Annotated in this window: 19 protein-coding genes; 5 read left to right on the top strand and 14 right to left on the bottom strand. The window is 51.6% G+C overall.

Annotated elements, in window-relative coordinates:
- Window positions 1–91: 91 nt before the first annotated feature.
- The 13 genes from ccoG to ACQ6WK_RS16940 form a co-directional block, all read right to left on the bottom strand.
- The gene (ccoG, locus tag ACQ6WK_RS17000; RefSeq protein ID WP_432798587.1) at window positions 92–1,558 is read right to left on the bottom strand and encodes a cytochrome c oxidase accessory protein CcoG; all 1,467 of its coding nucleotides are present in this window, start codon (window positions 1,556–1,558) and stop codon (window positions 92–94) included.
- A 152-nt stretch (window positions 1,559–1,710) separates the two neighbouring features.
- A complete protein-coding gene (locus tag ACQ6WK_RS16995; protein ID WP_432798586.1) occupies window positions 1,711–2,331 on the bottom strand; it encodes a cbb3-type cytochrome c oxidase N-terminal domain-containing protein in 621 nt (206 codons plus the stop codon).
- 63 nt (window positions 2,332–2,394) lie between these two features.
- The gene (locus ACQ6WK_RS16990) at window positions 2,395–2,610 is read right to left on the bottom strand and encodes a hypothetical protein (RefSeq protein WP_432798585.1); all 216 of its coding nucleotides are present in this window, start codon (window positions 2,608–2,610) and stop codon (window positions 2,395–2,397) included.
- 49 nt (window positions 2,611–2,659) lie between these two features.
- A complete protein-coding gene (gene ccoN / locus ACQ6WK_RS16985; protein WP_432798584.1) occupies window positions 2,660–4,909 on the bottom strand; it encodes a cytochrome-c oxidase, cbb3-type subunit I in 2,250 nt (749 codons plus the stop codon).
- 725 nt (window positions 4,910–5,634) lie between these two features.
- The gene (locus ACQ6WK_RS16980; RefSeq protein WP_432798583.1) at window positions 5,635–6,387 is read right to left on the bottom strand and encodes a carbohydrate-binding family 9-like protein; all 753 of its coding nucleotides are present in this window, start codon (window positions 6,385–6,387) and stop codon (window positions 5,635–5,637) included.
- Window positions 6,388–6,430: 43 nt separating this feature from the next.
- On the bottom strand, window positions 6,431–8,623 hold the full coding sequence (locus ACQ6WK_RS16975; RefSeq protein ID WP_432800415.1) for a sodium:solute symporter family protein: 2,193 nt from the start codon (window positions 8,621–8,623) through the stop codon (window positions 6,431–6,433).
- 373 nt (window positions 8,624–8,996) lie between these two features.
- Window positions 8,997–11,147 carry a hypothetical protein gene (locus tag ACQ6WK_RS16970; RefSeq protein ID WP_432798582.1) on the bottom strand — a complete coding sequence of 717 codons (2,151 nt, stop codon included), beginning with the start codon at window positions 11,145–11,147 and terminating at the stop codon, window positions 8,997–8,999.
- 286 nt (window positions 11,148–11,433) lie between these two features.
- Window positions 11,434–12,075 (bottom strand): indolepyruvate oxidoreductase subunit beta, encoded by a 642-nt coding sequence (locus ACQ6WK_RS16965; RefSeq protein ID WP_432798581.1) that lies wholly within the window; start codon window positions 12,073–12,075, stop codon window positions 11,434–11,436.
- Window positions 12,050–13,822: an indolepyruvate ferredoxin oxidoreductase subunit alpha gene (iorA, locus tag ACQ6WK_RS16960; protein ID WP_432798580.1), complete on the bottom strand. Its 1,773-nt coding sequence runs from the start codon at window positions 13,820–13,822 to the stop codon at window positions 12,050–12,052. Before iorA ends, ACQ6WK_RS16965 begins: the two co-directional genes overlap by 26 nt.
- Before the next feature lie 320 nt (window positions 13,823–14,142).
- Window positions 14,143–15,459 (bottom strand): phenylacetate--CoA ligase family protein, encoded by a 1,317-nt coding sequence (locus ACQ6WK_RS16955; protein ID WP_432798579.1) that lies wholly within the window; start codon window positions 15,457–15,459, stop codon window positions 14,143–14,145.
- A gap of 246 nt (window positions 15,460–15,705) precedes the next feature.
- Complete coding sequence (locus tag ACQ6WK_RS16950) at window positions 15,706–16,155, bottom strand: ACT domain-containing protein (protein ID WP_432798578.1); 450 nt, start codon at window positions 16,153–16,155, stop codon at window positions 15,706–15,708.
- A gap of 182 nt (window positions 16,156–16,337) precedes the next feature.
- Complete coding sequence (locus ACQ6WK_RS16945; RefSeq protein WP_432798577.1) at window positions 16,338–17,663, bottom strand: phenylacetate--CoA ligase family protein; 1,326 nt, start codon at window positions 17,661–17,663, stop codon at window positions 16,338–16,340.
- A 249-nt stretch (window positions 17,664–17,912) separates the two neighbouring features.
- Complete coding sequence (locus ACQ6WK_RS16940) at window positions 17,913–18,320, bottom strand: acyl-CoA thioesterase (protein WP_432798576.1); 408 nt, start codon at window positions 18,318–18,320, stop codon at window positions 17,913–17,915.
- Window positions 18,321–18,557: 237 nt separating this feature from the next.
- Here ACQ6WK_RS16940 and ACQ6WK_RS16935 point away from each other — a divergent pair, with 237 nt between their 5' ends.
- Window positions 18,558–20,078, top strand: coding sequence for a sodium:solute symporter family protein (locus ACQ6WK_RS16935; RefSeq protein ID WP_432798575.1), 1,521 nt, complete (start codon window positions 18,558–18,560; stop codon window positions 20,076–20,078).
- Window positions 20,079–20,288: 210 nt separating this feature from the next.
- Window positions 20,289–21,272, top strand: coding sequence for a cell division protein FtsQ/DivIB (locus ACQ6WK_RS16930; RefSeq protein WP_432798574.1), 984 nt, complete (start codon window positions 20,289–20,291; stop codon window positions 21,270–21,272).
- 37 nt (window positions 21,273–21,309) lie between these two features.
- Here ACQ6WK_RS16930 and ACQ6WK_RS16925 read toward each other — a convergent pair whose 3' ends face one another.
- Entirely contained in the window at window positions 21,310–22,287 is a 978-nt protein-coding gene (locus ACQ6WK_RS16925; RefSeq protein ID WP_432798573.1) for a D-alanine--D-alanine ligase family protein, read from the bottom strand.
- Window positions 22,288–22,714: 427 nt separating this feature from the next.
- Here ACQ6WK_RS16925 and ACQ6WK_RS16920 point away from each other — a divergent pair, with 427 nt between their 5' ends.
- From ACQ6WK_RS16920 to ACQ6WK_RS16910, 3 genes are all read left to right on the top strand, one after another.
- On the top strand, window positions 22,715–23,476 hold the full coding sequence (locus tag ACQ6WK_RS16920) for a GntR family transcriptional regulator (RefSeq protein ID WP_432798572.1): 762 nt from the start codon (window positions 22,715–22,717) through the stop codon (window positions 23,474–23,476).
- Window positions 23,477–23,692: 216 nt separating this feature from the next.
- Complete coding sequence (locus tag ACQ6WK_RS16915) at window positions 23,693–25,417, top strand: sodium:solute symporter (RefSeq protein ID WP_432800414.1); 1,725 nt, start codon at window positions 23,693–23,695, stop codon at window positions 25,415–25,417.
- 78 nt (window positions 25,418–25,495) lie between these two features.
- Complete coding sequence (locus tag ACQ6WK_RS16910; protein ID WP_432798571.1) at window positions 25,496–26,407, top strand: dihydrodipicolinate synthase family protein; 912 nt, start codon at window positions 25,496–25,498, stop codon at window positions 26,405–26,407.
- Window positions 26,408–26,417 lie beyond the last annotated feature (10 nt).

Below are 26,417 nucleotides of genomic sequence, written 5' to 3'. Positions count from 1 at the left end.
TGTTCATCAGGCGGTGTTATTCTCCCCTGACCGGCGGTCAGGGGCTTGATTGTTTGTTTTTACTCCACAGGTAGAACCTGTGGGCTTGGAATTAAAACGGGCCGAGGAGTGAGACATCAAGGGTGCTGTTATAGCCGTTGTCGTCGGTGATGCGGATGCTGGTGAGGTGCTTGCCGTTTTTGAAAAGCGATGGCGGGGTATATATTTGGATGTTGATCTGTGTGGGTTGGCCGGGGGCTATGGTAATGGGGAGGTCTTCGGAGGTGAGGCGGATCTCGGGGTTGTCGAAGGCAAGGTTGTAGGTGCGAGGCTGATCGTCACGGTTGATGATTTTAAATTGTTTAACGTTAAGGATCGAGCCGTCGGTTTGAGCCGCATAATTCACGCGGACTTGGCGAAGCTCTTTGATATACACGTGTTGCTTGGAGGAGAGTGCAAAGATAAAGGCTGTGAGGAGGACGGCAATGATGAGGGGATAGACAATAATGCGCGGACGAAGGAGTTTTTGTTTCTCGCCATCAATGGCAGCTTGTGAGGAGTAGCGGATCAGACCACGCGGTTTTTTGATCTTATCCATAATGCTGTCGCATGCATCGATACACTGAGTACAGGAGACACATTCGAACTGCAAACCGTCACGGATATCGATGCCGGTGGGGCAGGTTTGAACACACATTTTGCAGTCAATACAGTCACCATTGTCTGCTACAGGGAGCGCAATATCTCCGTCTTGTTGTTTCTTCTTACGGGCCATCTTGCCGCGAGGTTCACCACGGTTTTTGTCATACGTAACGATGAGTGAGTTGCGGTCGAGAAGGACAGATTGGAACCGACCATAGGGACAAGCAATGATGCAGAGCTGTTCACGGAAGATGGTAAAGTCGAAGAGCATCATCACGGTAGTGAATGCCATAACGACAAAAGCGACAGGGTGCTTGAAGGGCGATGAAACGATCCAAGTTCGTAGCGCCTCAACGCCAACAAAATAAGCAAGGAAAGTATGGGCGAGGTAACAGGAGACGAGGAAATAGAGAACATACTTTGCCGCAAGTCGCCAACCAGCGATGGTTTTAGTAGGTTTGCCGCCCTTACCGGCGGTGCCGGAGAGGAGCCGTTCGATAGGACGGTAAAGAAATTCCATGTAGACCGTTTGCGGGCAGGCCCAGCCACACCAAACCCGGCCAAGCACGGCAGTGATGAAGAAGATCGAGAGGAAAAATGAGACAAGAAGAATTGCAAGAAGGATGCCATCAGTAGGGAGAAAGGTATACGAGAAGATGATGAATTTACGGTGAACGATGTCGAGGAGAATGAAAGGGGTACCATTGATTTTGATATAGGGGATGAGGGTAAAGAGAGCAATGAGCAGATAGGCAACGGCGCGGCGTTTAGAAAGGAAGCGTCCTTTAGAAAGGCGAGGAAACATCCAACGACGTTTACCGTCCTTATCAAGTGTGGTGAGGACCATGTCGGGGGACTGAAGGTTTTGCGGCGACGCAGCTTGACCGGCTTCGCTTCCAGAGGTGGTGGCGGGGTGATCTGCGTTTGAATTGGACATATTGCTGGGTCCTTACATACACAGGCGTGTGAATCGGTCTGTCACATTTCACACAGACGATCCCTCCCCACCCCTGCTCCGTCAGATCAAATGGCGAATCTGTTCTGACATGCAGCGCATCGCTACTTACCCAGTATAAACATGTTGCATGCTTATGGGGCCGGCCATGCGGGGATTTCGACATCAACCGCTTGTGGTGCAAGACCGGTGAGGTTTTGGCCGCGGAGTGAAGCAACATAGGCGGATACGAGGATAATGTCTGGATCCTCAAGGAGTGTTTTATGGGCGGGCATAGAACCGTTACCGGCACCGTCGCGGATGACGGTGTAGACATCTAGGATGGATTTAACGTTGCGGTATTTATCGTCGGTAAGGTTAGGTCCTACCAGGCCAGCACCATTAGGTGCATGACAAACAGCACACTTACCGGCATAAATTTTCTTGCCAGACTCAAGCAGCTTTTCAGATTGCATGAGGCTCACAAGCGTTTCTTCATTGGCTATAAGTTCGCCGGTGGAAGCAAGTTTTTTCTCGGTCCAAAATTGCTTCTCGCGGTTATATTCTGCAACTGGGGCCAAAACACCACCGTCTTGCCGGTAACCGCCGGCAGCCATCGTGATGGCAAAGTAGATCACGGAAAAGATGATCGTTCCCCAGAAAAGCCAGACCCACCAACCGGGTAACGGATTGTCGTATTCTTCAATGCCGTCGTAGTTGTGGCCGGTCAGTTGATCGAATTCACTGTTGTTGTTGGGATCTTGATGTTCAGCCATGTTGTTTGCTCCTGGTGCGGAGATTCTTTTTTTATTTTCCCACGATGTCAGTCGCTGGGTTGATTACTCGTTTTTATCTTCTTCGTCTGGATTTTCGGGATGCTTACCCGTCGGGCCTTCATCAGGTTCAGTCGGCAGACCGGCCATATGATCAACTTCGCCCTTGGGCTTCATCATGATGCGAACACTCACCGCCACAAACACGATGAAGAAAATAAGCAGCGCGATGTTGGCGTAGATGGTGTAATCACCCAAATAGTTCAGTACATCTTTGAACACGTCCAGCCCTTTAATGGAAGGAATAAATGATCATAGTGACGATCGTGGATTACTCAGAACCCTTGTTCAGGTCGGTACCCATACGTTGAAGATAAGCAATCAATGCGATGACCTTCTTCTTCTCAAGATCTTTCTTGCCTGCCAACGAAGCTTCATCCTTTACAAGCTGCGCGACAATGTCCTTGGCTTGTTTGTCTGCATCGTCTATGGACGATTCTTTTTCTGCATCAGTGTACGGCACGCCGAGCATCTGCATTGCCCACACGCGCGTTGGGATATCCTTCGCAGCATATTCCTGCTCGAACAACCATGGATACGCAGGCATGATCGAATCTGGCGAAGTATCGGTCGGCTTCAGGAAGTGGCGGTAATGCCAAAGTGCCTGTGGACGTGATACGCCTTCACGTGCCAAGTCTGGACCGATGCGGCGGGAACCCCACTGATATGGATGGTCATAGACAAACTCACCAGCCTTGGAGTACTCACCATATCGCAAGGTCTCCGAGAAAATCGGACGGATCATCTGTGAGTGACAGTTATAGCAGCCCTCGGCGATATAAATATCGCGGCCAACCAATTCCAATGGTGTGTATGGTTTCACCGAAGCGATCGTCGGAACATTCGAACGGATCAGGAACGTCGGGATGATCTCAAACAACGAAGCAACTGCTACCGCAATCACCACAAACACAGTGAAACGGATTGGCAAGCGTTCCCAACGACGGTGCCATTTCATCTGGGCAAAAACATCAACCTGCTTCGCGGAATCCAACACACCATCCATGCGTGGCTCAGTCTTCGGTGTGTTATCGACATAAGTCTTCGCCAATGCCGGTGCGCTGAACTCAGGCTCCTCGTACTTAGCAGGACGTGATTTCCAAGTCATGTAGTAGTTGTAGGCACAAACGAGTGCACCGCCCATGTAGAGGGCACCGCCGAGAATACGGATGTAGTAATAGGGGATGGAGGCAGTGATGGTTTCGATGAAGTCTGGGTATGCGAGCTGGCCGGAATCATCAATTGCGCGCCACATGAGGCCTTGCATAAGACCCGCGACATAAATCGCAAGGATGTAGAGAACGATGCCGATGGTGCCCATCCAGAAGTGGAGATTGGCAAGCTTGGTGGAGTAAAGTTTGGTTTGGAAAACACGTGGAGCAAGCCAATAAAGCATGCCAAACGCCATGAAGCCATTCCAACCAAGCGCGCCAGAGTGAACGTGTGCAATAGTCCAGTCGGTGTAGTGCGAAAGTGCGTTGACAGCTTTGATCGAAAGCATCGGGCCTTCAAAAGTAGACATGCCATAGAAGGTGATGCCGACGACGAAGAATTTGATGACCGGGTCAGACGCGAGTCGGTGTGATGCGCCGCGGAGTGTGAGGAAACCGTTGATCATGCCGCCCCATGATGGCATCCACAGCATGAGTGAGAAGAGCATGCCGAGCGATGACGCCCAGTCGGGGAGTGCGGTGTAATGCAAGTGGTGAGGGCCAGCCCAAATATAGATGAAGACCAACGACCAGAAGTGAATGATCGACAAGCGGTATGAGAAGACCGGACGATCGGCTGCTTTTGGCAGAAAGTAATACATCAGCCCAAGGAACGGCGTGGTCAGGAAGAACGCCACCGCATTGTGGCCATACCACCACTGCATGAAAGCGTCTTGCACGCCAGCATAGAGTGAATATGACTTAAACAATCCGGATGGAACCACAAGGTTATTGAAGACATGAAGGATCGCGACGGTGACGATAGTGGCAATATAGAACCAAAGCGAAACGTACATATGGCGTTCGCGGCGTTTGATAAGAGTCATCATAAAGTTGCCGCCGAAGATCACCAGCCAAACCACGGCGATTGCAATATCAATCGGCCATTCAAGTTCCGCGTACTCTTTACCCTGTGTGATACCGAGCGGAAGCGTGAGTGCCGCTGAAACAATAATGAGCTGCCAGCCCCAGAAGTGCAGCTTACTGAGTAGGTCCGACCACATACGTGCTTTACAGAGACGTTGTGTGGAGTAGTAAACCGCAGCAAAGATCGCATTGCCAGCAAAGGCGAAGATAGCCGCGTTCGTGTGCAGCGGTCGGATACGCCCAAAGGAAAGCCATTCGAGACCGAGGTTTGCTGCGGGGAAAGCGAGCTGAGTTGCAGCAAGAATACCCACCAAAAAAGCGACGAGCGACCAGACAAGCATGGCCGTAAGGAACATGCGAACGATCTTGTCGTCATACTTAAAGGTTTCGAGCTTCTGTTCTGACACCTGAGGTGAGAGTGACGGGGCAGGATTGCTGGTCATGTCGCGGATTCCTGAACTTTGTTGTTGCACAATGTCTATAGAAGCACCCCAACAACGCGCAGCAAGGTGCGATGCGGGAGCCTCGGAGAATCGGTTTTCATGGGCGGCACGATGCTGATGCCCGAATCAAAATGCAGAAAGCCTTGATGCTGAACAAAAACGCAGAGAGGCAATGTGAACGAGAGCGGGTCGGCGGTTGTGAGAGCCAACTCATTAACGTAGGCAACTCAACACAAACAAACACATACGAACAAGGAATTTATCTCCGGTCTCCCTGGTCGAAATGATTTTCATTCGCCAACAATCAATACTCCAACACGAGCGGGTTTCTCTCCGTGGCCGCAATGCGGCTCGCTAAACAACATCAGGAAATCTGCAGCAATATATACAGATCAATTTCACTCAAGATCATAATATCTCAAGAATAACATTCAACCCTACACACCTGAATCTCCATGTACTAAAGTACAGGTTTTTGCTCAATAATTCTAGGGCATACTCTTAATGAAATAGAGAATCAGCTATCATAATCATGCTGGAAACTGCTTTTCTGTTAATTTAGGCAGGAAGGTCGTATCGGAACCGTAAGCTGATACCAGCCAAGACACATTTGTCACAAATCGCCGATGAGCCCAAATATCTTTTGAGAATCCACCACACTCCGTCTGCAAAAAACCGGCCACTACTGCAGCCGGCCATCAATCAGGTCACATATCAGACTCATCTCAATCCTTCTCAAAACGCAACGGCAGATAGCCCTCATAATAATGGAAGCCTGCTTTAGATTCGGGGAAGCTCATCAATAACAGTGGCTCTTCCCACTTCTTATCATAGTCATACCGAAACGCACCGAATCGCCATTGCGTTTCTCCCGCCACCACAGGCCGATCCGAAACCTTATCCAATGGGATCGCCAACTCAACCGTATACCCCACGTCCGTATCATTGTCATCATCGATCGTCCCCGTTACCACCGAACCTACAAAAGCATTTGATGACCATGCCGCCCCACCCTTTTCCCATCGTTTGTTGTAAGCGCCGTCATACGTCGCACCGTTTGGCGAAACCACCACTTCCGTATAGAAAACTTCATCCTCATGTGGCTGCACAAAAAACTCCACCACATCGCTATTCCAATGCGTATCATCATGCTTGGAACTAAACGATTTCACATCAGTATCCAGACACTTGAATGCGACATATAAAAACGAATCATCCCAAAGCATCCGCGCGCTGGTATAAGACACCTCGCCTGAAAATTCTTTTGGCTCAAAGATAAATCGAATCGGAACCGTTTGCGCGGTATTCCACGCCGGCTCGTTAAGCTTTCCATCAATATAAATCATCGCGTTGGTCTGTGTGGCAGCGAACCCTTCTGAAAGTACATCGACTTTCTCTGGCGATCCTGTACAACCAGCCAAGCCCATCACCACGCCCGCCCCAGCAGCAGTCATCATAATATTTGAACTCAATCGCATGGTCTTCTCCTGTTGTCACAATCTTTACAGCCTAGATGAAAAACTATTCACTCATCCCTGCGGGCTCTTCCAATGCTTCCGCATCTTCAATCGTCTCAACCCCTTCAGGTTCATCGGCAAGGTTATGACCGTGTACAACCATACCATCGTCGCGTGTGTCGCGCTTCGCAGTACGTAGCGTATGGAATAGATCTTTCATATCACGGATCCCACCGCAGATAAACCAGATCACCGTAAACGTACCAAGGCACATCGCAAGAATCACCTGAACAAACCAGAAGCGAGCCCAACCATCATCCGACAGTCCCCAGACAAAATTCAATGCAGAGAAAATCCAGAAAACAAAGAACCAACCAAAGGTCCATAACAGATTACCGTAATAAACAAGCTTGTCACGGAAGGTGAATTCTTCTGAAGGCAAAATCGCCTTGAGACCAGATACTGGTGCAGCATTCTCATCTTCATGATCACCTGCTACCGCATATTCGCCGCGGTGCAGCATCTGATCCATATTAAATAATGGACGGCGCGTAATCGTGTGATCAACCAACGAAACCACAATATAAGTCGTACACGAAATAATCATTGAGAAACCAAATACCCATTGGCCATCAATCGGGAATTTCTCCGGCGTCACCTTCCAGTTAATCCCATAAACATTGTCCGCAATTGAATGAATCGTGTTGGTCACACCTTCAAGAAAATTTGGCGTGTTCGCAAGCATGAAATCGTAAATCCCCTCCGCCCAAAACTGTTGTAAACAAAAGAAGATGATCGCGGTAGAGGAGCCAACAAACAACGATGCAATCGCGCCCGCAGAAGTCCCTCGCCGCCAATACAAACCAAATACTATGACTGCCCCTGCACCACCAACATAAATCGCACCCGTCAACGCGAAGAACATCAGAATATAATCTTTCTGTGGCACCAACAGTGAAAATGCAAAGATAAACATCGCCACAAAAATAATGGATATCCGAAGAATCCAAATGTGCTGCTTTGGCGAGAACGGCTTCCTTTTAAACGGCAAAATCACATCCTGAACAAAGATCGATCCCCACGAATGCAAATATGTATCGTGTGTCGAAATAAATGCAAAAACCATCACCGCACAAAACATACCGATAAGCCCAACCGGCATCGCCTTGGTCAATACCGTCGGCACCGTCATCTGCTTAGCCAATGTTTCTGATGGCATAGTCGCTAGTGCGCTATTTACGACTTCTTGTGTCTCAGTATGCCCGGCATTATGCATGATGACCCACGCCCCAATCGGCAATAGCATCATGACCAGCGTCAAAATCACACCACGCCACGCACCAAGAATACCTGCCATGCGTGCTTCATGCGGATTCTTTGCTGAAGCATTATAAGCCTGCGCACCCTGCCACGATTTATAAGCATAAAGAATACCAACCATCCCGATGATGTAATACCACGGGTTAAAACCGTCCGTTTTTCCAGTATCAAATGGGTTCAGCATCGACTTACCTTCAGGTGCCGTCTGCAAGGTGCTGACAATATCACCCCATGTAAAGGTATAGAAAATAAATGCAATGATGATCAGAAAAACTATATTGGTGAAAACGCCTTGAACAAAATCGGTCACCATCACCGCGATCTGTCCGCCAAGAAAAACAAAGAAAAGCGAGATCGCAAGCAAGCCAATCATGATGAGGATAAACGTAAGGTCAAACGGATTACCCGTCGGATTAATAACAGTATCCAAGTTTAAGGCGCTGGTGATAAATGGCGTGTCCTCCGCCCAGTTCATGTACATGTGCGGGATGCCACAAAAACTCATGAAAAAACGAGCGCCTACAGCCGGGAAGATGCCAAAGTTAATAATGCCTGACAACCATGCCAGCAATCCCGCAATGATACGGACAGGTTTGTTGTATCGCATTTCAAAGTACTGTGCCAAGGTAAGCGCACGTGTTTCACGAAAGCGATAAATTACATACCCCGCAAGCGCGACGATGATAAAGATTGGGCCGTACATCATCCCCCACCACGCCCCGGTAAAACCTGCGTTGTAGTACATCTCAAACATCGCAACGACCGTAATCGCGCCCAACCCAGCCATACCTTCAGAGATCGACAACAGATACCGCCCCGCGCAACGATTCGCCGCAAGAAAATCTGCTACAGATTGTGTGTACTTCTTGGTCGAAATGGCAAGCACAACGATACCAATAAGAAGAGCGGAAACGATCGTCCAATCAATCCAATGCATATTCACAATAGCACACCTGTAGCGAGGGTCTTAAGAGATAGCAACTGATCAGTACAAGCGCAACACAAGCATGAAGTACTTTGCATGATCACAACAAACAGATTGTCATTGATGCCAAGACCCACTGAACCTGTGCGAGGAGTGAAATGGACCTGAATCTCTGAAACAAGACCATCCATCGAAGCCGGAGCAATCCAAACCACTCATACACGGGTTACATCAGTCGATGTCGTCCGATGAAGGAGACGGGAGCCATTATACAAAAATACCACAATCGATACAGAGATCATTTAGTAAATTCTTCCAGAGCGAGGATTTGTGAGAATACCGCGAGTTTTAGGCGTCTCGCCGCGCAAAACTGCTCTGCAGCCTTCTACCGTGCCAGTGCCCAACTCACTTTCAAAATCAGTGGTGTGTCGTAACAAATCATCTCGTCACATGCGATTTCTATCTTATGATTAGACTCATCCGACTTACGTCGAATGTCACAATTGTCAGTCCTATTAGCCCATTGCCCATCTGGTAATAACACGCTGATTTTTTCAATACCGCGAGCATCTGCAACATCAAACACCACCGATGGGTAGCTGTCGAGCGTGAGATTAAAAAGTCCAATAACTGACGTACCGTCATCGAAGTCCTTTCGAAATGTCAGCGGATACGCCCCCTGCGGATTTGCCACCAGAGGAATCTGATCACAGGAAAGCCACTTAAAAGCATGTTGCAACTGAGCGGTCCGCGCCGGACTATGAAAACTGATCCCCAGCGAATGTTCCCAATCCAGTGCATGGACAATCACGCGCCCGCCATGATGGTTTTCAAACGCATACATGCCGATGTGCTTTCGCACTGTATCCGAATCAACAAAATAACTGATAATCTGTGCATCGCTCACTGTTTCCATCACTGCAATGCGCGGCCGACCAAACAAGAATGGCAACGTCATCGTCATCATCTTTTTATCATGCCCACCAAACTGTGGATGATGAAATTCTTCCGCACTCACAGGACCAATCTCATTGGCGCAAATCGGCCCATGGCATTCTGTTATGCCAAGATGCTTGGCAAAGCCACGTTCATATAACACACCCACCGCTTCGCCATCAAGAAAAACACTTGTTTTTAAGAGGTTTTTAATCGCATTGTCAGTTAATGACCGTACCGTCTGCCCTGTTGCGAGCGTGACCTGATGCGATGATGTTGGATCATCTTCATAGACAGTCGGGATACCCGTCGCCTCAAGGGCCGACATCGCGCTGAATCCATCACCCCTAAGTGCTGCGTAGCCGCCAGCCTTCCCACCGCCACCAAACCGTCCCCATGTTTCGTCCGATTCGCCAAGCAGTTTATCGTAAGATGATTTCTCTGAGAATAGGTTCCTCACCCCGCGATATCGCCCCGGCTTCTGCATCTCACTGGCAAGCAATTCTAAAAACGGTTTTTTATCTGCAAGCACTTCGCCAAAGTGCACCTCGTCCGCCATCGGCGTGCCCATATGATCAAACAAATTCAACGTCACGCCATGCGAACCATACGCAAACGAAATCGCAAGCTCGACAAATGTCGCAGCTACCGACTTTGAGTACCGCGTAAACGGAACGCTTTCAATCTCTGTCTGCTCAATCGTATCCTTCGGCAAGACATGCCGCGTAAGCTTGATTGAATCATGCGAATAATAAAACCCACGCAATGACGATTCAAAATAGTTATCCATCGGTGGACGCGAATAAACCACTTCACCGCCACCCATTGCCGCCGCCAAGTCATGCCACCGTCGCCCCTCAAGTGCATGTTGCCGCGGCCCCGATGACATCAGCCCCATTCGCGTCTGCGGACTCACATAACGCACAATATCCCCTATAAAACCTGCTACTTTCGCCATCTGCTCCCCCTGCATATCCAAATACTCCGCCCGCCACGGATGCACCTCGCCCGGCTTTATGATCGCTTCAATCAAGCGCTCTCGTGTCACTTTTTCACCCACCCGCTCACTGAACAATTGCATATGCCGATCGCAAAAACAACCGTATTCAATCGGCTCGTGATTAAAGGTTCGAAGATCATCCTCCACCCACATCACCCGCGGCCTAAGCGATGAATAGATTGACCAAACCTTTTTAAAATGCTTTCGCCACACTGGACAAAGTGGACACGCACAGCACCTCGTCTCCCGTCCATCATGCCCAACCATATTCATGATCGTTTCATCAAGAACACAACCATCCGCTTGATACAACTTGCCATCTCTCCCGCGATCACAATGCCCCACCGTAATCCAAGGGTTCAGCGAAAACACCATCCCTGCTTCCTCGATCCGTCGCTTCGCTTCTTCTAACTTTGGCAAATATCCGTACAACCAATCCAGCCGCGGCTGGCCATGCGTAAATTCCTCGGTATCTACCTTCAGCACAATCTCATCCACACCCCACTTCGGCGCAAGCGATACCAATTCCGCAAGATTCTCATCAAACGCCCAAGGCGGGAGCGTTCGACGTAGCGCATACCAAGCTGCAGATTGAGACATGTTTTAATCCTATGAACAACAAGCCGCTGTTACAGTTTGATCATTACATCGTAATCATTCAACCCCACCTTCCGAAAGTCCCTCGACCTCGGAAATTAATACACCGCCCCCAAAGCAACCTTATAAACATATTTTCACCAAGCCCACCCGCTCTACGGGTGAGGTAAGGCAACCAGATATTACTCATATGAAAATTCACGCGATATTGATCGGCTCTTCTATCAAAAGGCGGGTTTAATGCTTAACTAAATGTACAACGCGCGATCCAAACCACACATCACAACAACTAGTATGACGTACAGGTCGGAGATGCAACTTGAATCGCCTCGCACATCGCCCGCCCTTCATCAAACGCTTTGATATTGAGCTCCAAAAACTTCGGCTTAACTGATGTCTTCACCGCTTCGTGCCAAACTTCCAGCGGCAGATCCAATCCCACCGACAACGCACCCATCACCACCACATTCGCCGCGCGCACATTACCCAACTCCATCGCTTTCTGCTGCGCATCAATCAACGACAACTTCGGAAACACTTTTTCAATCTGATGGTCAATATTCTTTGGATACTCAAACTGACCACTTGACACTGTCACCGGCACGATCTGCGTATTCGCCACAACACCTAAACCACCTTCTTTTAAATAATGCGCACCACGCACAGCTTCAACTTTTTCAAAACTTGCCAATACATCACCACTTCGCTCCGCAATCAGCGGCGAATATACCTTCTTCCCAAACCGAACCTGCGCAATCACCGACCCACCCCGTTGTGCCATCCCGTGCACCTCATTCGTTTTCACATCAAAACCGGCATGCATCGCTGCACGTGCCATGATCTCACTCGCAAGCAAAATCCCCTGCCCGCCAACGCCTAACAACACCACGTTGGTTACCGTGCTATCACTCACTTGCTTGTCCTTTCTCATGAATCAAACCCAACTCGCAAACCGTCTCACAAAGCGAACACCCCGTACACATCAGCCCTTCGATATGTGGCACATCATCCGCATACTCAATCGCAGGACATCCAATATCCGCGCAGTTCCCACAACTCACACACTTCTCCTCATCAATCTCACGCGGCGTCTCCCACACACTCTTATCATTCAAAACACACGGATACTTCGCCACCACAAACGTCGGCTCATCTATCTCAAGCTCACGCTTAAACAGCTGCACATTCCCATCCATATCACGCGGGTCCACCGTAAAGATCCGCTTAATCCCGCACGCCTCCGCCATCTTCTCAATCGATACCTCAGCCGCAGGATCACCCATGATCGTCTTGCCCGTCCCCGGATGATCCTGATGACCCGTCATCGCCGTTGTCCGGTTATCAAGCACAATCGTGATGCTCGTCCCCTTGTTGTACGCAATATCCAAAAGCCCCGTTATCCCCGAATGGAAAAACGTCGAATCGCCCATCACGCCCACCACCTTCTTCTTCTCCGGCGAACGATCGATCCCATGTGCCAGTGTAAACCCGCCGCCCATACACAGCAGCGCATCGATCCGCGACAGCGGCGGCAGCACACCCAATGCATAACATCCAATGTCACCCGTCACAATAATGTCAAAATAACGCAGCGCTGCAAAAATACCCCTGTGCGGACACCCCGGGCACAACGTCGGAGGCCGCGCGGGCAACTTCGCCGCTTCCTCCATCGGCGACAGATCAGGCGCATCCTTCCCCTCCAATTTCGCTCGCACCACCGACAACCGGCTCTGCGTCAGCTCACCAATATTCGGCACCACATTCTTCCCATCACACGCAATCCCCATCGCCTTAATATGCTCCTCCAGAAAATCATCCAGCTCCTCCACCACCAAAACACGATCAACCTTCTCCGCAAACGCGCGGAACACACCATCCGCAAACGGATAACTCATCCCAAGCTTCAACACCGACGCCTCAGGCCACACCTCTTTCACATATAAATAAGATGCACTCGATGTGATAATCCCAAGCGAAAGATCGTTGTACTCAATGCTGTTAATCGGCTGCGTCTCGCCGTAAACCTTCAACTCACCCAACCGTTCCTCAAGCTGCACCCGCATCCGCCGCGCAAACGCAGGCACCGGCACAAACTGCATCGGGTCCTTCTCAAACGCAACCTCCCGCTCCGACAACACCCGCGCTTCCAACCTCACCAAGCCGCGCGAGTGACTCACCCGCGTCGACGAACGCACAATCACCGGCGTCTTAAACGTCTCACTTATCTCAAACCCCAGCTTCATCATGTCCTTCGCTTCCTGCGCATCGGCAGGCTCAAGACATGGCACCTTCCCCATCCGTGCATAATGACGCGTATCTTGCTCATTCTGTGAACTGTGCATCCCCGGATCATCCGCCACCAGCATCACCAACCCGCCAACCACACCCGTGTACGCAAGTGTCATGTACGGGTCCGCCGCCACATTCAAACCCACGTGCTTCATCGTCACCAGCACGCGCGCCCCAGCCAGCGCCGCCCCCGCGCCAACCTCCAGCGCCACCTTTTCATTCGGCGACCACTCGCAATGCAGCCCCTCCTGCTTATAAGCAGAAAGCGCTTCCAGAATCTCCGTCGATGGCGTGCCCGGATAGCCCGCCGCCACCGTCGCACCGGCTTCCCATGCTCCCCGCGCAAACGCATCATTGCCCGAGAGCAGATCAGTTGTGTGTGTACTCATTTCGCTTCTTCCAGGCGACCCTCGCCCAAACGAGCAAGAGCTGGTAGGATCAACATGCAACAAAATACTATTTTATCCGATTTTACCCCCTAAAGCCACGTCCCATTCCGATCCAAATCCGTAAATACCCCTAACTCCGCCCTCCTGCGCCACGCTCCTCAGCCGCAGACATGCTTGTCTGCGCGTCAACCCTGCCACCCTCAGCACGCCCAACTCCCCTAGCTGCGGTCAAACTTGACCGCAGGATGCAATCTCTGATTGCACCTCCTGCAACCCACCCTTCGCACGCCCAATTCGACATTCGCACTTCGACATTCAAATTAAACCCGCTTATCCACCACACGCTTCGCCTTCCCCTCAAACCTCGACAGACTCTGTGGCCCCACAAGATCAATCTGCGCGCCAATCCCCGTAATCGTCCGGATCTCCTTATCAATCGCACGCTTCAACACATTCATATCCGTCATCCGGTCACTGAACATCTCACCGCTCACCTCCACCGACACCTTCACCCGGTCCAGATTGCCCGGCCGGTCCACCTCAATCTCATAATGTGGCGTCGTCCCCTCCACCCTCAGCAGCGCCTCCTCAATCTGACTCGGGAACACATTCACACCCCGAATAATCAGCATGTCATCCGATCGACCAATCACCCGACCCATCCGCCGCGTCGTCCTGCCACAATCACAAACCTCATCATGCACCACACACAAATCGCGCGTCCGGTACCGAAGCACCGGCATCGCCTCCTTCGTCAATGTCGTAATGACTAGTTCACCCACACTTCCCGGGGTCACCGGCTCAAGTGTCTGCGGATCAACACACTCCACCAGAAAATGATCCTCCTGCAAGTGCATCCCGCTTCGACAACAACACTCCCCCGCCACACCAGGTCCCATCACTTCCGAAAGCCCGTAATTATTAAAAGCAGTAATCCCCAGATCATTCTCAATCCGCACCCGCATATCCTCCGTCCAAGGCTCCCCGCCAAAATGACCGAACTTCATCGGCAAGTCCTTCGCAGGATCAAGCCCTTCCTCAATCGCCACCTCCGCGATATTCAGTGCATAGCTCGGCGTGCAAATAATCGTCTCCGTATCCAAATCGCGCAGCAGCGTAATCTGCCTTCTCGTATTACCACTCGCCGCTGGGATCACACCCGCGCCCACGCGCTCCACACCGTAATGCAAACCAAACCCGCCTGTAAAAAGCCCGTACCCAAAAGCAATATGCGCAAAATGACCCGCCCGCAATCCGCCCGCCGTCAAAAACCTCGCACACAAATGCGACCACGTCTCCAGATCCTTCTTCGTATACACCGCAAACGTCGGCTTCCCCGTCGTCCCACTCGAACCATGTATCCGCGCAATCTCAGACCGATCCACCGCAAGCAGATCAAGCGGATACGCGCCCCGCAAATCATCCTTCACCGTCAAAGGCAATTGCCGCACATCATCCGCCGACGCAATATCCTCTTCACTGATACCCAGCTCCGCCAGCTTCTTCTGATAAAACGGGACGTGGCTCACCCGCTGCACCGTTTGCTTCAGCCGCCGCGCCTGCAGCGCTGCAAGTTCATCACGTGACAAACACTCCGCCTTGTCCCAAACCACATCATCTTCCAGAACCGTTGCCATACAACCTCTTCCTGTCTATCTAACGCACGATTAGACCCATCCCCCACCAACGACCTAAATCCCACAACACGCTTTCCCACTACACATTTCACTTAGCTGCGGTCAAACTTGACCGCAGGATGCAATCTCCGATTGCACATCTCGATGCAGCAACACTCCGGCCCGCCCAACGTCGACATATTCCGCACACTTTCTTTTCTAGCACTAACAACTAGCACTAGCACTCTCTTACACCCCACACCACCCCTACCCCGCTGCAGATTTCTCTTTATAAACATCCGCCTCATCCAGCGCTGTAAACCGCTCATCACCCTTCAAGATCTCAAGCGCCCCATCCGGGTCTGCAAACCGCGCGATCAAGACCGCCTCGGTCGTATGAGCACACGGGAACGCATACATGTACTCAATATTCACATTTTCCCGCTGAAACAGCGCCAAAATATCCCCCAGCCCGCCCGGCTTGTGCGGCACGTGAATCGCCACAACCTCCGTCAAATTCACCACAAACTGCTCACCCTCAAGCACACCCGTCGCCTTCTCCCAGTCCTGCGTAATGATCCGCACAATACCGAACTGCTCCGTATCCGCCGTCGACATCGTCACGATATTGATCCCCGCATCGCCCAGTGCACCAAACACACTCGACATCTGACCCGGCCGGTTCTCCAAAAAAACGGAAAGCTGTTTTATCTTCATATCACTTATCTCACTTCATCTAACCATCAGTTAGACATTAAGGTTTCATCATAAATAACCGACACACCCAACTCCCTGGCCTCAGACATGCTTGTCTGCGCGTCAACCCCACCACCCCTCAGCATGCCTAACTTCGAAATTCGCATTTCGTCATTCGACATTCCCTCGCATCTCCCCACAACCTACCCCCGCTTATCAATCACCCGTTTCGCCTTCCCCTCACTCCGCGCAATCGTGTGCGGCTCGACCAGCTTCAAATTCACACGTATCCCGATAATCTCCGCAATCGCTCCACCAAGTTTCTTCCGCAGTCGCTCCAGCGCACCAATCGTGTCCCCAAACACCTCCGGCGTCACTTCCACCTGAACCTCAATCTGATCCAGATCACCCACCCGCGACAAAATAATCTGATAATGCGGCAACGTCCCCTCAACCTTCAACAACGCCGTCTCAATCTGCGATGGGAACACATTGACCCCACGGATAATGAACATGTCATCGCTCCGCCGACCAATCCGCTTGATCCGCCGCACCGTCCGCCCACACGCGCACTGCTCAGTCATAATAGTTGTAATATCGCGCGTCCTGTAACGAATCATCGGCATCGCGATCTTACTCAAGGTAGTCAACACCAGTTCCCCCTCCTCACCATCCGGCAAGACCTCGCACGTCACCGGATCAATTATCTCCGGATAAAAATGATCCTCGAAAATGTGCAGCCCATCCTGTGCCTCGCAAGCCGTCCCAACGCCCGGGCCAATGATCTCCGACAAACCATAAATGTCATACGCCTTGATCCCCGCCTCCACTTCAATCCGTTCCCGCATCGCCTCCGTCCAGGGCTCTGCGCCAAACACCCCCGCACGAATTGGCAGCTCCCGTAAATCCGTCCCCATATCACGCGCCTTCTCAATCAGATGCAAAAAATAGCTCGGCGTGCAACAGATCACACTCGTCCCAAAATCTCGCATCAACATAATCTGCCGCGTCGTGTTCCCACCCGAAATCGGCACCACCGTCGCGCCCAACTCCTCAACCCCGTAATGCACCCCCAGCCCGCCCGTAAACAAACCATACCCATACGCATTCTGCACCACATCACCCGCATGCAATCCACACGCCGCAAACGTGCGGCTCATCACCTCCGACCACGTCTTCAAATCATCCTTCGTATACGCCACCACAATCGGCTTCCCCGTCGTCCCGCTCGACGCGTGCAAACGCACCACCTGCTCCATCGGCACCGCCAACAACCCCAACGGATACTCATCCCGCAAATCAGTCTTCACCGTGAATGGCAACCGTGCAAGATCCGCAAGCGTTCCAACGTCGCCCGGCACCATCCCCGCATCATCCATCCGACTCTGGAACAATCCCACATGGTCATATGCATGCGCCACCACCGCCTGCAACCGTTGCAATTGCAACTGCCTGAGTTGCTCCCCTGGTAAATAGTCTGGAGAAGACGCAGGATGAAATCGTGCCACCCCTTCAGCGAGAACACTCATGATCTTTCCCTGTTTAAAGTTGAATCACAACCGCGTAACCCCCAAGACACACCGGGAGGACGGAATGAAGACCAAGCTATTATAAAAAGATATTATAGTATTTTAATATGAAAAAGAATCCCAATTGAGAATTCTCGACCCACCCCTCTTCTACCCCATCACCGATCAGGTTTAACAATCACTCCGCCATCGACATATCGCAAATTTGTGTCGATAAAACAAGTTTATATCGACACATTGACCTGCTAATCAGCCCTCACACCCATTGAACAGCTCTATAAACCACGCTGGCGGACGCATCGGTTTACCTTCCCCATTCACGACCGCATGTACCGTGTACCCGTCTGCCACCACCGAGCCGTCTCCCTTTGTGATCGCCACCGCACACCGCAACCGCGCTTTCCCCTCCATCTCGATTGTCGTCGTCACCGTCAATTCATCATCGTAAACTGCCCGTCCACGATAAAACACCCGCGACTCCGCCACCGGCAACATCACCCCGCGCGACTCCATCTCCGTATACGGCAAACCCATCGCCCGCATGCTCTCCGTCCGCCCCACCTCAAACCATTCCAACGCTGCCGAGTTCCGAAACGTCATCATCTGATCCGTCTCGCCATACCGCACCCGGATTTTTGTCTTATGCACAAACGCCATCGCCATTCCTTTCCTACTCGTATCCCACTCCTCACCATACTATTGCGACCCATACCCTTCCCGCAACACACCCCGCAAGCCCTCCATCCAATCATACCAAGCCTTCTGCTATACTCTTTCCAATCGGTGCATACCCATTCAACAAATGTGCCGGCCTTGCTTGTTGTTGTGGCGTAACTTTTTGACCCACCACAAACACATCTATCCAGCGGTTAGACGATAGCAAGGACCGACTCCGTGTTTCCCATCATCCTCTTCTCTGCTTTCATATTGCTCCTCATCATCATCGGCCTGTGGGGCATGCGCAAAACAACTAACCTCAACGACTTTATCCTCGGCGGGCGCGACATCGGCCCTTGGTTCTCCGCCATGTCCTTTGGCACCGCCTACTTCTCCGCCGTCCTCTTCGTCGGATTCGCTGGTGTCCTCGGCTGGCGCTTCGGTCTCTCTGCGCTTTGGATCGCAGCTGGCAACGCATTCATCGGCTCGCTCGCCTGCTGGCTCATCCTCGGACCCCGCGCCCGTACCATGTCACACAATCTCGCCGCAATGACTCTTCCCTCTTTCCTCCACGCTCGATTCGATTCCAAAACCCTCCGCGTTCTCGCCTCGTTGGTCATCTTCGTTTTCCTCCTGCCTTACTCAGCCTCTGTATACAAAGGGCTTTCCTACCTTTTCGAGGCCGTCTTTAACATCGACTACCACTGGGCACTGATCCTCATGGCTGGCACCACCGCGATCTACCTTTCTCTCGGCGGATACTTTGCTGCAACCTTCATCGACTTCTGCCTCGGCATGATCATGATCCTCGGCTGCGTCCTCATGGTCGCCTTCCTCATCTATGCCGCAGGCGAACCCACCACCCTCATCCCCCGCATCACCGAAGCCTACAACACCAACGTCCCACCCAACATACAACCGCCTGTATGGTCACTCGCCGCGCTTGTCTTCATGACTAGCTTCGGCACGTGGGGCCTCCCTCAAATGTCGCAAAAATTCTTCGCACTCAAGGACCCAAAGCTCTTCACTCGTGGCGCATTCGCCACCGCACTCTTCGCTGCTATCATCGGGACCGCGGCTTACTTCACTGGTGCCATGCTCCATCTTTTCTACAACAACAATACCGTCCCGCGCACAACGGTAGACTCAATCAAGTTTGACCAACTCATCCCACAGCTCTTCCAAGAACAACTCCCTCAATGGCTCACCGCCATCATCCTCCTGCTCATGTTCGCCGCCTCTATGTCTACACTCACTGCCTTGATCATGACTTCTGCCTCCGCTGTCGTCGTTGACTTCATTAAACCCGTGCTGCTGCCAAATCTCTCTGAAAAGAAATCACTCCTCACCCTCCGCCTTACCGCAGCACTCTTCATCGCCTTCTCGTGCATCATCGCCCTCTACCAATTCAGCCTTATCCTCACACTCACAGCCATCTCCTGGGGAGCCGTCGCCGGCTGCTTCATGGGCATCCTCCTATACAGTCTCTTCTCAAAACATACCACCAAAGCCGCCATCATCACCGCCATCCCCATCAGCCTCACTACTATGATCGCACTCACCCTTTACTGGGACTGGTCACGCGCGATGGTCCCACTCGCTGCCTGCATCGCGATGATCGTTCCCCTCATCACCATCCCCCTCATCTCACGATTCACCCCAAAACCTGATCATGCGCAAACTGATCTCGCCTTCCAAAGCCAATCCAATCTCACCACAACACCTGAACGATATTCATCCCGATCAATCAAACAGTGATCTATGATCATTTTCCGAGTTTCTCCCAGTGAACGCCGACCGCACCGGCGCACTTTAAGCTACTACATCATCTGAATCTTGCTCATCTTCCCGCAACACCACATTCCCCCTTGACCTCGCAATACCCCCACCTCATATTGGCGCATTCACCAAAAACAAGCCGATAAGATCAATCGGCACGATTTTCAGAAGCTGTCTTACGGAGTTGGCATGGGCTGGTTACTCACCAAAAATTCAGGTAAACAAACCAAGAAGAAAACCACACGCGGCAAATCCGCATCTCCTTCATGGGACCCGCAACGCACTCTGCTCGGCCTCAAAGCCTGCGGCGGGATCGCCATTGCTATCGCACTTGTCTTTGGTTGGCACTTCATGGAAATGGGCCTCGACCACTATGCCGCAAATAAGTATTCGGAAATCATCCATCCCGAACAAATCACACTGGACGGTGCGCCTACATGGATGTCTGGCAAAAACGAACCTACCGGCCGACAACTTACTGCCGAGATTGCAACGCTGATCGATCCCAATCCTCTCGACGGCTCCTCCCTCCGGCGCGCCGTTGATGCGCTCAACAATAACCCCAATAATGTCCCCGTCTTCGCATGGATCAAACATGTCAGTCAGATTCGGCGTTTCACCAACAACAGCATCCAAGTTACTGCTGAATTCCGCGAACCAGTTGCGCTCATCATCACCCGTGAAGGTTATCGCAGCATCGACGCTGAAGGCGTTACACTCCCCGACCTTTTCGAAGAACATCAAGTTAAACTCGTTGGACTCCCGGTCATCGGCGGTGTCCCCGCTTCTACTGAACCCTATGTCGGCCAACCTTGGTCACACAGCAATCTACACGCCGGACTTCAACTCGCCATGCTCCTGCGCGACGAACCCTACATAGATCAAGTACGCATGATCGATGTCTCTCCCCGTGATGCACGTGGCCGACTTGAACTTGTTCTGCGAACCTATGACAACGGCGCTGTTGTATGGGGTCGCCCACCTGGACAGGAAGATGCCATTGAAGAATCCGCAGCCACCAAATGCGAACGGCTACGGGCACTCGCTAATAACCGCGCCACCAACGGGCGCATCGACGCTGGCGGGCAAATCGTCAATATTTATGGCCCAAACGTCCGCACAGACAACACCATCGGACAATTACAGGCCCAATTCACCGACTACAAATACTAGCTTGAAACCCTTGTTTTACAGGCTTTCTATCGTCCCCTCACACCTCACTGCCCACCAAGCCCGCTCGCTCCGCGGGTGGGGTCATCACAGCACGCACCAAACGATCCACCAACATTGAAAATTCAATCCCCGCTTGCCGCGCCGCCATCGGCAATAGCGAATGTGTCGTGCAACCCGGCAGCGTATTGATCTCAAGCACCCACGACTTCCCACACTCATCCAGCATAAAATCTACTCGACTAAGGTGACGCGCGCCCAGCAATTTGTGCGCCCGTACCGCCACCGTTTGAATCTGCTCCACCAGCGCTTTACTCAACCCCAAATCAAATAAATACTGTGTGTCATCTCTGAAATACTTTGCCTCGTAATCATAAAACTCACCCGCTGGCACGATCTCAATCACCGGCAGTGCTTCTTCTTCATCCGCATCATTCAACACCACACTCACCGTCAATTCCCGCCCCTTCACATACCGCTCCACCATCAGCCGTTCATGAGTTTCATGTAGACGCTCCCGCGCCGCATCAAGATCTGCCGCGCTGTGGCAGATCGCCATATCCATGCTCGATCCATCATCAATCGGCTTGATTACGCCCGGCACCAAACCCACCTCCTCAAAGGCGACCGTCTCCCCCACCTTCACGACACAAAATGCCGGTGTCGCAATCCCCGCTTCATCCATCACCAACTTTGCTTGCTGCTTATCCATACACAACCGCGCCGCCAGCGCTCGGCTACCCACAAATCGCAACCCCTGGTTTTCCAAAATCACCTGCAACCCTCCCCCCTCACCCCACTTCCCATGCATCGCCGGGAAGATCACGTCACCCCCCCATGCCACAAAATCATCCAATGCCCTCAAATCCCCCGGCAAAATATCTCGCACCATCACCTCATGCCCCGCCATCTCCAGCGCCTTTGCCACTTCCGCGCCGGACATCAAACTGACCTCCCGCTCCAAATCCGGGCCGCCAGCTAAGACCATTACCTTCAATTTCGTGTGATCATTGTTCATCTGCACGTCCTTGCTCAACCAACCAAACCACCATCATCCATGTTCATTCACACGAAGCGTAACATGGCTTCTTTCCAATTCAAACCCCTTTCTGGGATCACATCCTCCTTAGCAGTAGAACATCAGCACGAGCCTCAAAATCTTCTATCTGATATATCAGTAAGTTTCCAAAGATGGCCAAAATTGCTCCCTTCCATGCCAGATCTAGCAAATAGCACAACTAACAAAAACGATTAAAAAGTCTTTTTAAAAACCGCTCCCAATCGCTTTCAGGCTATTATTTTTGAGTATTTAGAATTTTTTCACCCCCTTTTCGCTACTTCTGCCTTAACTAGTGCCTTTTGAAATCCTGATAAGCATTGCGTTGGCGATAGGATATGATTAGTATACATGGGTTCATTGTGAGTTTCTTACCGGTTCAATAACTATGAATGCAGCTACAAGCACATTAAAAACCGACGCCTACAACATGATCCGTCAGATGCTGATTGACGGTGAATTGCCACTAGGCAGTTTGATTTCAGAAATATCTCTCGCCAAACAGATTGGTATTGGCCGCACACCTGTCCGTGAAGCAATCAGTCAGCTTCAACACGAAGGTGTTGTCGAGCGCGTTCCACGTCTTGGCACGATTGTCCGCAAACCGGACATGTCTGAAATCATCGAACTCTACGATGTGCGCGAAGCACTCGAATGTTATGCCGTCGGCCGCGTTACAGGCAAGCTTCCCGCCGAACACCTCGCACAACTTAAACTGCTAAACGAGCAGATCAATAAAATTGCTGAGGATATGAAAACCAATAACGTCGAATGGCTTGAAGGCGAAATGCTTAAGCGCGCCCTTGCCCTGGACTTAGGTTTTCACATGATCATTCTTCGCGGTGTCGGCAACCGGCGCCTCATGAAAATGGTCGGCGATTCCCGCGTGCTCATGCGCATCTTCCGATGCTCCAGGCAAACGCACTCATACGATGTGATCTCCCGTGTCTATGAACACCATGAACGCATCCGCAAAGCTATCGTCGCAGGCGAGCCCGCAAAGGCTGTCGAACTCATGGCCGAGCACATCCAAACATCCAAACGTGAAACCATCGAACGCTTTAACCGTACACAAGGCGTCGAAAGTATATTGCAATCTGTCGAAATCGATCTGGACGAAGACTTGCTTAGCGATCTTTCCTCCGCATAACTGATTGCACGTGTCGTAAATACAAAATCGACTGTGAGAGAAACTTAATGTGGGTTTAGTGCTATCGGTACGCGCGCATTTACTCAAGCAAGTCGGCGGTTCCGAGGTGTTGGATTTTAAAATCTTCTGATTTGTTCGTGCGGATCAGAAGCCAGCATCATTTTCTCCCCAGGGTTGAATAATCACACTGCAACTGGAGCGTGGGTCGTGACAAATATGCTATTTTTCGCACAAGCCGTCCAAGAGGTCGCAGCTAACACTGCCAATGCATCCGGCAGCTTCAAACTCTCTTTCGTCGACACCGGTGTCATCCTTGTCTACCTCCTCGCCATGGCCGCCATGGGCATCTACTTCTCCAAGAAAAACACCGGCACTGAAGAATATTTCGTCGGCGGGCGTTCCTTCGGCGGTTGGATCATCGGCCTCTCGCTGGTCGGCACCTCCATCAGCTCTATCACCTTCCTTTCCTTCCCGGCTGACGCCTACAAAACCGCCTGGCTCCGGTACATCCCCTCGCTGACCCTCCCCATTGCCATCGTCATCGCCATTCTCTTCTTCCTCCCATTCTTTAGACGTGCCAACATCACCTCGGCGTACGAGTACCTCGAAGACCGCTTCGGCCCATCTATCCGGTCCTACGGCGCTTTCGCCTTCATTGTTGGGCAGCTCTTCCGTGTCTCGATCATCCTCTACCTCGTCAGCCTGCTCATTAACGAAATGACCGGACTCGCACCCTGGGTCTGCATCCTCATCGGAGGCATCTTCGTCGCCTTCTACACCATCGTCGGCGGCATTGACGCGGTCATCTGGACCGACGTCATCCAAACACTTGTCCTTGTCGCAGGCGGGCTCATCTGCATCGGCGTTATCTTCTGGAACGTGGACGGCGGTATGGCTGAAGTCTTCTCCACCGCATGGAACGATGGCAAGTTCGCCATGGCAGACCTTGAAAAAGTTGACGTCAACGGCGTCACCAAAGAAGTCATGGTCCAAAAAGACTGGGGCTTCTCACTCACCGACAAGACCGTCTTCATGCTCCTACTCACCGGACTCTTTGCTTGGCTCAGTGAGTACGCCACCAATCAAAACATCGTCCAGCGCTACTGCGCTTCCAAAAATGAAAAGGAAGCACGCAAGGCTATGATCGTCTGCGTCGCCTCATCACTTCCCATCTGGGCGTTCTTCATGTTCATCGGTACCGCCCTCTACGTCTTCTTCAAGCACAACGGCGACCCCTACGCCGCTGCCATCCTCACCGGTGAAGGCGGGCTCAAAGCCGAGAACATCCTCCCTTACTTCATCATGGAGTACCTCCCCGTCGGTATCTCCGGCATTGTCATCGCAGCAGCAGCAGCAGCAGCTATGTCATCACTCGACTCCTCCATTAACGCGATCTCTACCGTCGTGGTCACCGACTTCTACAAGCGCTACTTTGTCAAAAACCGCGAAGACAAACACTACCTCAAAGCCGCTTGGATCATCGCCACCATCGCCGGCCTCTTCATGATCTTCGGCGCCATCATCCTTGCGTCCGTTGAATCTAAAACACTTCAAGACACCGCCGCCATCATCGCATCCCTGCTTGCCGCAGGACTCTTCGGACTCTTCGCCATCGGCTTCTTCACAAGAGCCGGCGATGCTCGTGCCATCTGGATCGGTATCCTCTTCACCGTCATCTTCACCGGCTGGACCATCGTCGCGAAGAACCCACCTGAAAACCTAGACGAACAAAACAAATTCATCCAGATGATCTATGCCGTGCCGTTCGACCTCTACTACACCGGCATGCTCGGCAACATCATCATGTTTATCCTCGGATTTATTGTCGGATCAGTTCTCGGAACCAAGAAAGACCTCACCAACCTCACCGTATGGGACCTCGAACGTGGTGCGGACCAAGAAGCTGTCGCGGTGACTGCTTCGGAGAAAGTTAACAACTAACATTTTGATGCATAGAATTCAAAATGCGGGCAATACATCGCTTAAGTTGCGCCCGTTCTACCCCAAGGAATCATAGGTATGAACACATACCACGGAATCATCCCCCCAGTTATTACCCCGCTGAAAGACACCGAGACTCTCGATGTCGATGGCCTCGAAAAACTTCTCGAACACATCCTCGCAGGTGGCGTACACGGCATCTTCATGCTCGGTACCACCGGCGAAGCGCCTTCACTCCCCTATCAACTCCGTAGAGAAGTCATTCAACACGCCAATCGCATCATCAACAAACGCGTTCCACTCCTCGTCGGCATTACTGACACAGTCTTCGGCGAATCGGTCAATCTCGCAAAGTTTGCCGCAGATAACGGTACCGATGCTGTTGTCCTCGCGCCACCCTACTACTTCGCTGCCGGCGAGCCCGAACTCTATCAATACACCGACAAGATCGCCTCTGCGCTTCCGCTCCCCCTCTTCCTCTACAACATGCCGTCCTGTACCAAGCTTTCCTTTACCGTCGACATGGTCCGCAAGCTTATGGATCATCCCAACATCGTCGGCCTTAAAGATTCCTCCGCAAACGTCCTCTACCTCAATCTCATTCAACTCTTCGCTGCATCACGTGAAGACTTCACCACCCTCGTTGGCCCAGAAGAACTCCTTGCCCAATCCATGCTTGCTGGCGCAAACGGCGGCGTCAACGGCGGGGCAAACCTCTTCCCCAGACTATACGTCGATCTCTATAACGCCACCCTTGCCAACAACATCGAGCAAACCGAACTCCTCCACAACCATGTCATGCACATCTCAAGCAATCTGTACTCAATCGGTAATCATTCCTCTGCCTTCCTAAAAAGCATAAAATGTGCTTTGTCAGTAAAAGGTATCTGCAGCGGAACACTCGCTGAACCATTCTCCGAGTTTGCAGCGCCCGAACGCAAACGTGTGGAGCAGTTCCTTGAACAATTCAGTTACACCGCCGACGTCTAAACAAGAGATC

Origin of the sequence: Poriferisphaera sp. WC338 (genome assembly GCF_050931845.1) — a bacterium.
GTDB lineage: Bacteria > Planctomycetota > Phycisphaerae > Phycisphaerales > Phycisphaeraceae > Poriferisphaera.
This window is presented reverse-complemented; position numbering and strand designations above follow the sequence as displayed.